The organism is Endozoicomonas sp. Mp262, from assembly GCF_025643335.1.
Lineage (GTDB): Bacteria > Pseudomonadota > Gammaproteobacteria > Pseudomonadales > Endozoicomonadaceae > Endonucleibacter.
Genome location: NZ_CP092489.1, coordinates 2,485,516 through 2,499,278, shown reverse-complemented (window position 1 = coordinate 2,499,278; position 13,763 = coordinate 2,485,516). Strand labels below are relative to the sequence as shown.

Genomic DNA, 13,763 nt, shown 5'->3' with positions numbered 1-13,763 from the left:
CTATCCAATCAGAAACGGAAACCCACGCCACTGCACTTTTGCTCAAACATCTTTTTAACGATGTTAGAAATATGGGCACCGGCTTCAGCGGCTGGTGTTCCACGACGGTGGATATTGGAGATTACAGTTCGCCCGGCTTCAGGCATGCCAACCTTGCCTTCATAGGTGATATAGGCTCCCATGGACTCGCCAGTGGCCAGCCCGGGTCGTTCACCCACCAGCATCACCGTGACTTTGCTGCTGGTCAGTTCGGTTAGATGATCCATTGCTGCAACACGGCCATACTTGATAAATACCGTGTCGCCCACACTCAGGCCATAGCCTTCAAGCCCCTGCTTAAGGGCAGGCAAAATATTTTTCAGGTTGGCAGTAATGGCACTGGAAGACAGCCCATCAGCAATAACAATCTGGACATCAGCACCCTTCCGGCATTCTTGCTGGATTTTGGCAACGCCTTCATCACAGATCACACGACCCAGGTCAGGTCGAGTAACATACATATCTTTGTCTTCACATTTGGAAGCCACTGCCACCAGTCCGGCTTCATTGACAAATTCTTCTGCCACTTCATTAAAAACAGAGTCAATGGCAACCGCATGGTCAGCACGGAAACGCAGCATGGTCTCCGTTTTATAACGGGGGCCTGCTTTGCCAATACCCAGACGGGCTGGTGTTTTCGCTTTAAGCTTCAGGTACTCTGCTTCGTTTTCGGCATTATCAACCGCAAAGAAGTCAGACATTTCAACTAAGGTAATATCGTTTAGTTCACTATCTGCTACTGTTGTTTCAGTCGTACTTTCAACCTGGCTGACAACTGACTGGGCAACCTGTTCTTTATCGCCATCAGTGAGGTCAATTTCCTTGAGAACCTTGCCGATCAGGTCTTTTAAATCTTTTTCAGAAATCATGGTGAGCCCTCATTACTTCAGGAAAATAGAGGCATCGCCAGCTTTTGGCGTCAGGCGACCGTTTTCCATTATGCCCATGCGCTCGCACCAGGCTTCAAACTCTGGAATCGGACGCTTGTTAAACAGCTCACGCATGGTGGCCACATCGTGATAACCGCTGCTTTGATACATCAGCATGATGTCATCACCGGCAGGGATACCCATAAAGTAAGTACAGCCAGCTGCTGTAAGCAGCGTCATCAGGGACTCATTATCGTTCTGGTCGGTCTTCATATGGTTGGTATAACAGACGTCTACTCCCATTGGCAGACCATGCAGCTTGCCCATAAAGTGATCTTCCAGACCGGCACGGATAACCTGCTTACCGTCGTATAGATACTCGGGACCAATAAAACCAACCACAGTATTGACCAGGAAAGGCTTGTAGCGACGGGCAAAACCGTAGCAACGGGCTTCCATGGTTACCTGGTCGGCACCATGGTGAGCATCGGAAGAAAGCTCTGAGCCCTGGCCGGTTTCAAAGTACATAACATTCGGGCCGGTACAGGTACCCTGCTTAAGCATCATGTCACTGGCTTCTGCCAGATTTCCGGCATTAAAGCCGAAGGCTTCATTACCTTTCTGGGAGCCGGCAATAGACTGGAAAATCATATCCGCCGGTGCACCTCGCTCCACAGCTTCCATCTGGGATAGCACATGAGCCAGCACACAGTTCTGGGTGGGAATTTCAAAGCGCTGCTTGATTTCTTCAAACTGATGCAGACAGCGATAAATACTATCTGTCGTGTCATCTACAGGGTTAAGGCCAATAACCGCATCACCAATGCCGTATGACAGACCTTCCAGAGTGGAAATACGAATACCATCAACATCATCGGTTGTATGGTTAGGCTGAAGACGTGCAGCCAGAGTCCCCCGGCCACCGATAGTGGTATTGCAGGTGGCCAGTACTTCTATTTTACTGGCTGCATAGATCAGGTCAGCATTGGTCATCAACTTGGCAACGGCCGCAATCATTTCAGAGGTCAGACCCCTGCTAATCCGGCGAATTGCACTACCCTGCACTTCATAGGACAGCAACCACTCACGCAGTTCTCCTACAGACCAGTTTTTGACTTCTTCATAAATACGTTCGTTCACATCATCCTGAATAATCCGTGTGACTTCATCGTCCTCATAGGGTACAACTGGATTATTTCGGAGATCTGACAGCAACATACGGGACAGGATGTCCTTGGCTGCTACCATTTCGGTAATAGATTCAGCGGCTAATCCCGCCAGCACGTCGCCAGAACGTTTTTCGTTGGCCTTGGCGAGTACTTCTTTGATGCTGGAAAAGCTATATACTTTTCCAAACAGCTTGGTTTTAAGAAGCATGAGGAGCCTTTGCCTCGATTAGAATAAGATAACGAGGCAAGGCTACAGAAATGGTGATTCCCTGAACTTGATATGTATCAGAAACCACTGGTCATTAATAATTGACCAAAGTCAATATTAAATAAACAACAAATAACATTTGTGCAGGTATAATCATTCAAATAAATAATGTCACAGAAAATGGTACTACCATGACTGCTGGCCCGATAAAAAAAAGAGTCTTGGTACTGGGTGTTACAGGGTATATTGGCCGCCATTTTGTTCCCTGCTTACTGAGCCAGGGATACTCTGTTATTGCAGCGGCACGCACACCCCAGGCACTTTCAAATGAGAAGTGGTACAACCACCCGAAATTAATACTCCACCGTGTAGACCTGGCTAAACCTGAAACCCTTACATCCATTTTGGATAACACGGAACTGGTATTCTATTTAGTTCATGGCATGATGGCAGGCAAACAGTTCTTTGACTATGAACTACGGCTTGCTAATAATTTTACTCGTGCACTAACAGCCAGCCCGGGAAAGCGGGTGGTTTATCTGGGTGCCCTGCAACCAGCATCCACAGAGTCACAGCATCTGCTGGCACGCAAAGCAACGGGGGATATACTGCGCCAGTCCGGCTGCCAGGTGATTGAACTGCGTTCCGGTGTAATTATTGGGCCAGGCTCGGCAGCTTTTGAGGTGATGCGAGATATGGTCTATCACTTGCCCGTAATGACCACACCCAAATGGGTTCGTTCTCTTTCAGCACCTGTGGCACTGGCAGACCTGCTCTATTATTTAGAGCATTTTATTAATCACCCCGTAGAAGGTAACCCGATTTATGATGTGGGTGGTTCTGAGGCAATTTCCTATGAAGAACAAATGCGCCGTTTTGCCCGCATTATCCGTAAACCTCTCTTGATTTTAAAACTCCCTTTTCTAACCCCTGCAATCTCAAGTTATTGGTTACACCTGGTCACATCAGTCCCTGCGCCTGTGGCCAGTGCTTTGGTCAAAGGACTTGCCCACGATTTGTTACCACGACAGGAGTACGATATTTCTAATGCCATCCCCCGGCAACGAATAAACTTTGATGATGCCGTACGAACAACCCTGGCTGAAGAAAACAAGCTATTGGATAACGAAATCTGGCAGTACGATGCTGATGCCGTCTCCCGCTGGCGACCCGGTTTCTCCTATTACCCAAAGCAGGCAGGCTACACCCTCCGCACCGGGAAAAGCGCCTCTGCCTTATGGTCCACGCTTACAAAAATCGGTGGTAATAATGGCTATTTCTATGCAAACCCGCTTTGGAAAGTCAGAGCCTGGTTAGACCAGATATTTGGCGGCAAAGGGCTGATATCAAAACGGCCTGACCATAATCAACTGCAACCAGGAGACTATATTGATTCCTGGAAAGTGCTATCAGTCAAAAAAAATACACATCTATCTTTACTGTTCGGCATGAAAGCCCCCGGGCTTGGCAGACTGGAATTCTCAATAACAGATAAAGGTGATTACCGATTACTGGATATCCGTGCCTGGTGGCACCCGGCAGGCCTATGGGGATTACTTTACTGGTTTGCCATGCTACCTGCCCATTTGTTCATTTTTAAGGGAATGGCAAAAGCTATAAGTACACGCTCCTGAGTGCTTTTCAATTAAAAAACACCACTCAGTGAGCCATCATCAGGAAGATAACAACGGGCGATAAAACTTCTCTACCAAGGTCTTATCGGTGGCAATTAACAACATACAACTCATTAGCATGCCTGCGCCAGCAATGACTGCCGTGATCATAAAGGTTGATCGTAGCCCATCAGCCAGACTGATAACAACGGGACTCATTAATGCCGCAGCACCATAGGCTTGATAGATCAGACCAATATTGCCCCCTATATTTTGTGTACCATACAGATCCCCCAAAATAGCAGGGAACACAGATGTGAACCCACCGAAACATAAGGCAATGCCTGCCAGCAAGATGAAAAATAACGCCTTATCCATAGGAAATAGACTGAGCCCAACCATCATTACTGCCGTTATAAAAAACATAGCAATAATCATATTAATGTGACCAACACGATCAGAAAGTGTGCCGCATAGCAGTCTACCCACCAGATTAAACAGGGCAATAACAGACACGGCCGAGGTTGCCGTAGTTACATCCAGCCCTGCCAGTTCAACGCCAATATCAGCAGCAAAGCCAATCACCAGCAATCCACCCAGGCAGGCACACAAATACATTGACCAGACCAGATAAAAGGACGGTGTTTTAAGTAAACCTGAATCCGTGATTTCTTGATTTGCCCGGCAGTTTTGAAAATGTGCTGATTAATTTTTTCCTTTGAAAATAACTCGGGTTATTGATTGAAGTGTTTTTATGTCGTTTTTAAGCATAAATGCTGATCAAAATATCATCAAACTTGAAGACAGGTTGAAAGAAGCCCTACCGTTATCAATACAGTACTTTCTCATTTATGGCATTTTTTTCTATCTCGCTATTCAATCAACAAAGTGCATGCTGGCTTATTAATTGATGGAAAGACCTGAAACCAGGACAGTAACGACCAAAGCGTAGCCGGTATTGATGTCCTTTTTTCAGAAGACGGGCAGCCAGGTAGATGAGTTCCTGTATCACGGTTTTTAACCGGCGTCGTTTGGCTTTATGACGTACCGGCGCATCTGGCCCGAGCAAGCAACTCTGCCCCATGTAGCGCAGAATGTTATAGACCAGTGCACCCAAACACATCACCAGGTCGTTGGTGTCAAACTTGCCTGAAGGCAGGCGCTCTAAATCCATATCAGTCTTCAACTCACTGTGAAACTGCTCGCTGGTCGCATGATCCTCATAAAGATTAATGATCTGATCATCGCTGTAGTCAGCTTCGCTGAGTGTTGTCCACCATCCTTCCAGCTCATAATCGGGTGTCAGAAATCTCTGCCCTACAGTATCAGTGGTACGCTTGATAATGCGAATAATCAGACGCTGGTTACCATAGTTGGTTTCATAGACGGTTGAGAGTGTCGCATAACTCTTTCCTGGACGCGACTCCTCCCATTTGACTTGCTTTTCTTCAAAAATGGGGAGCCAGTGTTCCTTGGTGTGATACTTTCTTGGGTTGAGCTTGATAATGTGATTCACACCTTTGAACCCGGCGATTTCCCGGCGCGATTCCTCAGCATCGTGGCCACTATCAAGGCGAACCAGAATAGGCGCTCGGGTCAAACGTCGGCTGCGGTGCAGCACTGCTTGTAAAAAGCCAATAAAATCATTCTGGGAGTGCTGAGAGCCTGGGCGTAATTCACATCCCAGGCACCAGCCTTCGCAGCCAAAGTAAGCGGCAATAGGGGCATAACCAAAGAATTTTTTATACGTGTACTCGACCCCCTCCTTTTTGGTATTGCTGTTATCCATAGGGAATACGTCGATATCCAGTGGTATGTGCTGCTTCTTATCGAGTTTTTTCGGAAGGGGTGTGACGGGCACCTGAAGATTAACCAGGACATCGGTAAGGCTGTCCTCGATGAAAGGAATCAGTTGGGCGGCATCTTCATTGAAACGCTGTCTTAAGCGGCTGGCTGAAGGCATTTGTTTAATGCCCATTGCCAACCGGAACCAGTCGTTATCCCGGTTATTATCAACATTATCAAAATCACTTTTACCCTGAGCCAGTTGGCCGCAGTAAGCTCTGATCAGGTCGATATGAGTGATACGGTGCCTTTTTTTTATTTTGCGCAGGGATTTGCTTAACGCTGTCTTTTTGTTGAGTGCATGACCAACGAAATAAAGCCCTGCGACCGGTGTATAAAATTCCGTCTGTGATTGTTCAATTTTCAGTTTCACAAAAATGCACCCAGGTGGTGAAAATTAGAGTGGGTGCATTTTAACTTGGAACTTACGTTTTGTGGTTGATCCAGAGGAGTTGGGCTACAGTGAACTCACGGATTCAGGGTAAATCCATGCCACCACATTCAAGCGATTCATATTTATTATTGTCTGTTGATAAAGACTTTATGGATGGAGGCGCAACCAATAATTGTGCACTGAAAGTCGTTATAACCAGATAAGTGACTCCTAAATATAGAAGAGTATCTTCTATACCATAACTCATTAAAAGAAAGTCAGTGGCGTATTTAGAAATTAAGCTACCTAATGCAAAACTTCCAACAATAATCCCGGTAATAAGTCCTTTATCATGAGGAAACCATTTAATACAGGCTGATAATGGACAAACGTAGGCAAAGCCAACTCCGATGCACCAATAACACCATAAGATAGATAAAGCATACCGAGCGTATCTGAATATGAAGCCAGAATAAGTCCCATACCATAAAGAGCACCACCAATGGTAGCCACAATTTTAGGGCCAATCTTATCCTGTAAACGCCCGGAAACTATTGTTGTCAAAGCAAGCACGGACACGGCAATAGAATAGGTCATTACCACATCATTACCAGACCAGCCAAACTTACCCATCAAAGGTGCATTAAACAAACTCCATGAATAGAGAGAACCAAGACATATTTGCAGTAATACTCCCCCAAAAATAACTAAATAGCGCATATGGCGATACTGTTCCATAAAAAATTCCAGGGGATTATTGGTTATGAATAGAAATAAAGGATGAAATAATACAGATGTAACTATGGTTTAAGGTTTTAATATTAACCACCATAAAATAATTTAAGTAAGGGACATTGATATAAAAAATATTATGATATGTTGATAGTTAGTTGATTTATTATTATCACTCATTAGCTATTTTTAATTTTCCTGTTTTTTAATACCTTACACATCAGAGATCACCCTATAAATACTAATAAATATAATTATTGATCAGCTCACAATATAAGCAATATCCACCATAAAAAAACCTTTGCCAGAAGTTAGCCACTGACAAAGGATTCATTGTGTTTCAGAATTTAGTGTGAAGCATACACACTCTTATTGCCATCTCTGGTATAGCTAATGGTCTGGTATGGATCTTTGCGGTTACCGTATTCCATACCTGGCGAACCCATGGGCATCCCTGGCACAGCAATACCTCGAATATCCGGTTTTTCTGTTAGCATTTTTTTGATATCTGTAGCCGGAACATGTCCTTCAACAGCATAGCCATCAACAAATGCGGTATGACAAGATCCCAGGTCGTAGGGGAGATTAGCCCTTTTCTTATAGGTTTCCAGATCACTGACATCATGGCTTATCACTTTAAATCCATTCTCTTCCAGATGATAAACCCATTCTTTACAGCACCCACAGGCAGCTGACTTATAGACATTGATAGTGGATGAACTATCAGCTGCGTAGCTACTCACTGTGGAAAATACCATAACTATTCCAAGAAACAGTGTTTTTAAATAACTCATTTTTCACTCCATTATTAAAAGATAAATAGAAAAATCAGGAGTGAATGAACTATTCCAGAAATGACTGCTTGGCTAGATAAATATCTGGAAAGGTTATAGTAATCCACGGCTCTGTGTTTCTCTGCCAAGCAACGGGAGAATAGCTATCAAGATTTAAATTTGAAAAAGCAAGATATTGTAGAGCAAATACAGGGTTAAGGGATAGTTGTGATATTTGTATTGCCTTAAACTCACTATCACAATGATGGCAAAGTGGTTTTAACTGAGTCGTAAAGGTATGTTTCTGCAAAAGACAGTCATGGCTGATAATCTGCTGCTCGACTTTAGAGTGTCCCGGGACATTCTCATCAAGTGTTACACAAGGTCGCTCTATAGCTGCCCTGGTTACAGATATAAAGCAAAATTGCAATAAAGATAGCACCACCAGCATCAATGCTATGACACTGGCTTTCTGAGCAGATCTGGATTTCAGTTCAGTCAGGGGCATCCGTCAACCTGGAAAAAAAGGAACATACTCTTGCAATCTTAACCCTTACCCTTGCTGGAAGGTCAATGACTCACCTGGGCTTCCAACTCTTTTACTAGCAGTGAATCAAGATCAAGCTGGCGAGCCAGCTCCTGCAAATAGGCCTTTTCCATAAAATTCTGCTCATCTGCCACCAAAACAGAGGCTAAATAGACTTGAGATTTTACTTCAGGTGTCGTTGCCACTCTGGCAACTTCTGTAGGGTCAAGAGGTTTATTCAGTTCATTCTGGACAAAGCTCTCTAGCTCATTGCCGGCACCCAATGCTTGAACAGCTTCCTGAATCTTTGTTTTTTCTTCATTATCAACATGACCATCAGCCTTAGCCGCGGCAATCATGGCCTGTAAGATGATGGTATCGTCATCAGCAACAGTATGGCTCAAAAAAGCTGTTTCAGTTTGCGTAGGAGCACCATTACTTTCTTTGTTTTGCTGCCAGCTTTGATAAGCCTTATACCTGAATCCGTGAGTTCACTGTAGCCCAACTCCTCTGGATCAACCACAAAACGTAAGTTCCAAGTTAAAATGCACCCACTCTAATTTTCACCACCTGGGTGCATTTTTGTGAAACTGAAAATTGAACAATCACAGACGGAATTTTATACACCGGTCGCAGGGCTTTATTTCGTTGGTCATGCACTCAACAAAAAGACAGCGTTAAGCAAATCCCTGCGCAAAATAAAAAAAAGGCACCGTATCACTCATATCGACCTGATCAGAGCTTACTGCGGCCAACTGGCTCAGGGTAAAAGTGATTTTGATAATGTTGATAATAACCGGGATAACGACTGGTTCCGGTTGGCAATGGGCATTAAACAAATGCCTTCAGCCAGCCGCTTAAGACAGCGTTTCAATGAAGATGCCGCCCAACTGATTCCTTTCATCGAGGACAGCCTTACCGATGTCCTGGTTAATCTTCAGGTGCCCGTCACACCCCTTCCGAAAAAACTCGATAAGAAGCAGCACATACCACTGGATATCGACGTATTCCCTATGGATAACAGCAATACCAAAAAGGAGGGGGTCGAGTACACGTATAAAAAATTCTTTGGTTATGCCCCTATTGCCGCTTACTTTGGCTGCGAAGGCTGGTGCCTGGGATGTGAATTACGCCCAGGCTCTCAGCACTCCCAGAATGATTTTATTGGCTTTTTACAAGCAGTGCTGCACCGCAGCCGACGTTTGACCCGAGCGCCTATTCTGGTTCGCCTTGATAGTGGCCACGATGCTGAGGAATCGCGCCGGGAAATCGCCGGGTTCAAAGGTGTGAATCACATTATCAAGCTCAACCCAAGAAAGTATCACACCAAGGAACACTGGCTCCCCATTTTTGAAGAAAAGCAAGTCAAATGGGAGGAGTCGCGTCCAGGAAAGAGTTATGCGACACTCTCAACCGTCTATGAAACCAACTATGGTAACCAGCGTCTGATTATTCGCATTATCAAGCGTACCACTGATACTGTAGGGCAGAGATTTCTGACACCCGATTATGAGCTGGAAGGATGGTGGACAACACTCAGCGAAGCTGACTACAGCGATGATCAGATCATTAATCTTTATGAGGATCATGCGACCAGCGAGCAGTTTCACAGTGAGTTGAAGACTGATATGGATTTAGAGCGCCTGCCTTCAGGCAAGTTTGACACCAACGACCTGGTGATGTGTTTGGGTGCACTGGTCTATAACATTCTGCGCTACATGGGGCAGAGTTGCTTGCTCGGGCCAGATGCGCCGGTACGTCATAAAGCCAAACGACGCCGGTTAAAAACCGTGATACAGGAACTCATCTACCTGGCTGCCCGTCTTCTGAAAAAAGGACATCAATACCGGCTACGCTTTGGTCGTTACTGTCCTGGTTTCAGGTCTTTCCATCAATTAATAAGCCAGCATGCACTTTGTTGATTGAATAGCGAGATAGAAAAAAATGCCATAAATGAGAAAGTACTGTATTGATAACGGTAGGGCTTCTTTCAACCTGTCTTCAAGTTTGATGATATTTTGATCAGCATTTATGCTTAAAAACGACATAAAAACACTTCAATCAATAACCCGAGTTATTTTCAAAGGAAAAAATTAATCAGCACATTTTCAAAACTGCCGGGCAAATCAAGAAATCACGGATTCAGGTTATAGGCAATCGCACCTAGTCCAATGGTGCCGCCTACCGCTAAGACCTTGCCGCCAATCCTTCGCCCTTTTTTCGACGACAGCAGCATAGTAATAGCACTGCCTCCAATAGCTCCTTTGCCCATATCTGCAAGCTTACTACCACCATTTTTATCTTTAGTAGATGACTGCCCCGCTTTCTCCAGTAGCCGTTTTCCCTATTCAACTAATCCTGAAGCAGAGCCAGAATTCAAAAGTTGGTTCAGCAACCCTTTAACATTCATTATAAACAGACCTCTAATTCTTATTTTTTACTCAGCATACTTTTTTCAAAAGACAAGTGATGCCTCTTTTCTATATCCTTACAGAAGTTTAACCCACTCCTTATAGAGTGGGAGCAAAACTATTCAACCTCGAATACCACTGATGGTCTTACCGAAAGCTTCCAGCTGCACATCATCAAAATCAAGGTGAGTAACAAAACGGATAGCCTGCCCACCAAAGTGCACCGCTTTAATACCATTATTTTTCAGCATCGTTAAAAATTGCTCAGGTTCACAACCATTACGCAAGTGAGCAACAACAATATTGGTTTCTGGTGAGACCACCCCCTCAAAATCAGGATGTTCATATAAGGCCTCGGACAACTTAATTGCCCGACCATGATCTTCTGTCAGTCTCTCAATATTGTGATCCAGAGCATAGATCCCGGCGGCTGCCAGAAAACCTGCCTGACGCATTCCTCCACCTATCCGTTTGCGAATACGGCGTGCTTCTTTAATATGTCGGAACGAGCCCAATAATAAAGAACCCACAGGTGCACCTAAACCTTTTGAAAGGCAAATTGAAATGGTATCAAACAGTTTTCCGTAAGCCTTTGGATTCTTTCCTTTAGTCACTATGGCATTAAATAATCGCGCACCATCAAGATGAAATGGAATGTTGTGATCATCACAAACCTTGCGTATCCGCTCCAGCTCAGCAAAATCGTAACAGGCACCGCCACCTTTATTCATGGTGTTTTCAACAGCCACTAACTGTGTTTTAGGAAAATGAACATCATCGGCTCGAATGCTGTTTAGAACATCCTGTGCAGTGAACCGCCCCCGATCACCCTGTTGCAGATTGACAGAACAGAGTGCATTAACAGCTATGCCTCCTCCTTCATATTGATAGATATGGGCATTCTGATCACAAATGACTTCACCACCCGGACGGGTATGAAGCATTATGGCAATTTGGTTAGTCATAGTGCCAGAAGGACAAAACAGCGCTGCTTCCTTCCCAAACATCTCTGCCGCTTTCTGTTCCAGGGCTTTGACGGTGCTATCTTCGCCAAACACATCATCACCCACTTCAGCATTGATCATGGCTTTGAGCATCGGCTCAGAGGGTCTGGTTACAGTATCACTGCGTAGATCGATCATTATTTACCTCTTTGTTTGGGCTAATGAGTATTGCTTTAGCCCTGGAATGACCACTTCTACTTTATATGATGATAAAAGATTATGAATTCAACTCCTCCCGACCCTGAAAATGTAGAAGTGCTTCGGGATTAGCCAGAGCCTCCTTGTTAACCACAGGTCGGCCATGAACAACCTCTCTGACAGCCAACTCAACAATTTTACCGCTGATTGTTCGAGGAATATCATCCACCTGGACAATTTTGCCAGGTACATGTCTGGGTGAGGCGTGAGTTCGAATCGTTGTTTTTATATTTTCGATAATTGACTCATCGAGTTTTAAGCCCTCCCTTAACTTCACGAATAAAACAACTCGAATATCATCCTGCCAGTCTTGCCCTATTGCGATACTTTCCAGTACTTCATCAACTTTTTCTACCTGGCGATATATTTCAGCAGTACCAATCCTAACCCCACCGGGATTAAGTACTGCATCGGACCGACCATAAATAACAACGCCTTTATTCTCTGTCAGTTCCCCATAATCACCATGATTCCAAATACCCGATACCCCATTAAAATAAGCATTGTGATATTTTGTACCTTCAGGATCATTCCAGAAAGCAACAGGCATGGATGGGAAACTGGACTGGCAGGTTAACTCCCCCTTCTCTTCTAATACTGACTTCCCTGAATGATTAACAAACTGAACATCCATACCCAGCCCCCTGCATTGAATTTCGCCACCATAGACCGGTAGCAGTGGGCAGCCAAGAACGAAACAGGAAATGATGTCAGTCCCTCCGGAAATAGACGAAAGACACAGGTCTTTTTTTATATCCCGATATACATAGTCAAAACTTTCATGGGAAAGAGGAGATCCCGTTGAAAGTAATGTTTTTAGCTGGCTTAGATTATGACTTTTAAAGGGTTTAACTTCAGCTTTTTCCAGAGCACTGATGTATTTAGCGCTGGCACCAAAGACAGAAACACCTTCTTGCTCTGCCAAATCCATCAAGGCCGATGGGGCAGGATAAAAAGGTGAACCATCGAATAAGACAACCGTCGCCCCCAGTGCAAGGGATGATACCAGCCAGTTCCACATCATCCAGCCACAGGTGGTGAAATAAAACACTTTATCACTGGCTTTAATATCAGTATGCAATGCCAGCTCTTTCAGGTGCTGCAATAGAGTGCCGCCGTGACCGTGAACAATACACTTCGGAACACCGGTGGTCCCTGACGAATACATAATAAATAGCGGGTGATCGAAGCTAACGGGTTCAAAATGCACTGGCTGCTGGCTATCACCAAGAAAATCACCATAACTAATGATCTTTTCTTCAGTCATTTCGATGGCATTATTCGTAAAAGGCAGCAATACCGTTTTCTTGATACTGCTGATTTGTGACTGGATATCAGTAATTTTATCGGTGCAACCAATGGCTTTGCCATTATAGAAATAACCATCCACTGCCATCAGCACCTTAGGCTCAATTTGACCAAATCGGTCAATAATCCCTTGATTACCGAAATCTGGCGAACAGGAAGACCAGATGGCGCCTAAAGACGTGGTAGCCAGCATCATAATGATGGCTTCAGGGCAGTTGGGCAGAATCCCTGCAACCCGATCATTTTTCCCGACACCTTGTTTAATCAATCCTGCTTGAGCCGCTGCTACCTGTTCATATAATTGTTTAAATGTTAATACTGAACGATTTCCAGCTTCTCCCCGAAAAGTAATTGCAGTGTAATCATCACGTCGTTGAAGCAAGTGCTCCGCATAGTTCAATGTTGCACCAGGAAACCATTGTGCACCCGGCATGGAATCATTGCCCAATATCTCAGTTGGTTGGTTATAAAAACGGATATTGAAAAAATCAGTAATGGCTTGCCAAAAATCGGGACGCTTATCAATACTCCATTGATACAGGGCGTCATAGTCCGGTAACTTCTCGCCCTGTCTATCCTGAACATACTGCATAAACGCGGTCATAGCCGATTGCTTTATACGCACGCTATCAGGCGACCATAATAAAGATGACATATTTTTATCCTTATTTATCATCTTGTACTAGCTAAGAAAT

The 13,763-nt window shown here is 44.5% G+C and carries 12 protein-coding genes and 1 pseudogene; 2 read left to right on the top strand and 11 right to left on the bottom strand.

All coding sequences use genetic code 11. The features are described 5' to 3' along the window. Positions 1–8: 8 nt before the first annotated feature. Positions 9–908, bottom strand: a complete 900-nt coding sequence (gene eutC / locus MJ595_RS11060; RefSeq protein ID WP_263322346.1) for an ethanolamine ammonia-lyase subunit EutC — start codon at positions 906–908, stop codon at positions 9–11. A gap of 12 nt (positions 909–920) precedes the next feature. Continuing rightward, positions 921–2,285: an ethanolamine ammonia-lyase subunit EutB gene (locus tag MJ595_RS11055; RefSeq protein WP_263322345.1), complete on the bottom strand. Its 1,365-nt coding sequence runs from the start codon at positions 2,283–2,285 to the stop codon at positions 921–923. A gap of 191 nt (positions 2,286–2,476) precedes the next feature. On the opposite strand from MJ595_RS11055, the gene MJ595_RS11050 reads away from it, so the two are divergent. Next, a complete protein-coding gene (locus MJ595_RS11050; protein ID WP_263322344.1) occupies positions 2,477–3,919 on the top strand; it encodes an SDR family oxidoreductase in 1,443 nt (480 codons plus the stop codon). A 39-nt stretch (positions 3,920–3,958) separates the two neighbouring features. On the opposite strand, the gene MJ595_RS11045 is transcribed toward MJ595_RS11050, so the two are convergent. From MJ595_RS11045 to MJ595_RS11020, 6 genes and pseudogenes are all read right to left on the bottom strand, one after another. Then, the gene (locus MJ595_RS11045) at positions 3,959–4,516 is read right to left on the bottom strand and encodes an MFS transporter (RefSeq protein WP_263322343.1); all 558 of its coding nucleotides are present in this window, start codon (positions 4,514–4,516) and stop codon (positions 3,959–3,961) included. Positions 4,517–4,778: 262 nt separating this feature from the next. Next, complete coding sequence (locus tag MJ595_RS11040) at positions 4,779–6,116, bottom strand: IS1380 family transposase (RefSeq protein WP_263078015.1); 1,338 nt, start codon at positions 6,114–6,116, stop codon at positions 4,779–4,781. Positions 6,117–6,422: 306 nt separating this feature from the next. Further along, positions 6,423–6,854, bottom strand: coding sequence for a hypothetical protein (locus MJ595_RS11035; protein ID WP_263322342.1), 432 nt, complete (start codon positions 6,852–6,854; stop codon positions 6,423–6,425). A 341-nt stretch (positions 6,855–7,195) separates the two neighbouring features. Beyond that, complete coding sequence (locus MJ595_RS11030) at positions 7,196–7,642, bottom strand: DUF411 domain-containing protein (RefSeq protein WP_263322341.1); 447 nt, start codon at positions 7,640–7,642, stop codon at positions 7,196–7,198. 49 nt (positions 7,643–7,691) lie between these two features. After that, the gene (locus MJ595_RS11025) at positions 7,692–8,129 is read right to left on the bottom strand and encodes a hypothetical protein (protein ID WP_263322340.1); all 438 of its coding nucleotides are present in this window, start codon (positions 8,127–8,129) and stop codon (positions 7,692–7,694) included. Positions 8,130–8,191: 62 nt separating this feature from the next. After that, a pseudogene (locus MJ595_RS11020) lies at positions 8,192–8,611 on the bottom strand (tellurite resistance TerB family protein); the annotation flags it as partial. Positions 8,612–8,731: 120 nt separating this feature from the next. Between MJ595_RS11020 and MJ595_RS11015 the strand changes: the two are divergent. Then, complete coding sequence (locus tag MJ595_RS11015) at positions 8,732–10,069, top strand: IS1380 family transposase (RefSeq protein WP_263078015.1); 1,338 nt, start codon at positions 8,732–8,734, stop codon at positions 10,067–10,069. A 212-nt stretch (positions 10,070–10,281) separates the two neighbouring features. On the opposite strand, the gene MJ595_RS11010 is transcribed toward MJ595_RS11015, so the two are convergent. From MJ595_RS11010 to MJ595_RS11000, 3 genes are all read right to left on the bottom strand, one after another. Beyond that, positions 10,282–10,419: a tellurite resistance TerB family protein gene (locus tag MJ595_RS11010; protein WP_263322339.1), complete on the bottom strand. Its 138-nt coding sequence runs from the start codon at positions 10,417–10,419 to the stop codon at positions 10,282–10,284. A gap of 261 nt (positions 10,420–10,680) precedes the next feature. Further along, entirely contained in the window at positions 10,681–11,700 is a 1,020-nt protein-coding gene (locus MJ595_RS11005) for an aminotransferase class I/II-fold pyridoxal phosphate-dependent enzyme (RefSeq protein WP_263322338.1), read from the bottom strand. 79 nt (positions 11,701–11,779) lie between these two features. Then, complete coding sequence (locus tag MJ595_RS11000) at positions 11,780–13,723, bottom strand: acetoacetate--CoA ligase (protein ID WP_263322337.1); 1,944 nt, start codon at positions 13,721–13,723, stop codon at positions 11,780–11,782. Positions 13,724–13,763 lie beyond the last annotated feature (40 nt).

What these genes read in the sequence shown, in the direction of transcription:
- MJ595_RS11010 (WP_263322339.1), bottom strand. Translation starts at nt 10,419, where the DNA reads ATGGGCAAAGGAGCTATTGGAGGCAGTGCTATTACTATGCTGCTGTCG.
- eutC (WP_263322346.1), bottom strand. Translation starts at nt 908, where the DNA reads ATGATTTCTGAAAAAGATTTAAAAGACCTGATCGGCAAGGTTCTCAAG.
- MJ595_RS11000 (WP_263322337.1), bottom strand. Translation starts at nt 13,723, where the DNA reads ATGTCATCTTTATTATGGTCGCCTGATAGCGTGCGTATAAAGCAATCG.
- MJ595_RS11005 (WP_263322338.1), bottom strand. Translation starts at nt 11,700, where the DNA reads ATGATCGATCTACGCAGTGATACTGTAACCAGACCCTCTGAGCCGATG.
- MJ595_RS11045 (WP_263322343.1), bottom strand. Translation starts at nt 4,516, where the DNA reads ATGTATTTGTGTGCCTGCCTGGGTGGATTGCTGGTGATTGGCTTTGCT.
- MJ595_RS11055 (WP_263322345.1), bottom strand. Translation starts at nt 2,285, where the DNA reads ATGCTTCTTAAAACCAAGCTGTTTGGAAAAGTATATAGCTTTTCCAGC.
- MJ595_RS11025 (WP_263322340.1), bottom strand. Translation starts at nt 8,129, where the DNA reads ATGCCCCTGACTGAACTGAAATCCAGATCTGCTCAGAAAGCCAGTGTC.
- MJ595_RS11050 (WP_263322344.1), top strand. Translation starts at nt 2,477, where the DNA reads ATGACTGCTGGCCCGATAAAAAAAAGAGTCTTGGTACTGGGTGTTACA.
- MJ595_RS11030 (WP_263322341.1), bottom strand. Translation starts at nt 7,642, where the DNA reads ATGAGTTATTTAAAAACACTGTTTCTTGGAATAGTTATGGTATTTTCC.
- MJ595_RS11035 (WP_263322342.1), bottom strand. Translation starts at nt 6,854, where the DNA reads ATGGAACAGTATCGCCATATGCGCTATTTAGTTATTTTTGGGGGAGTA.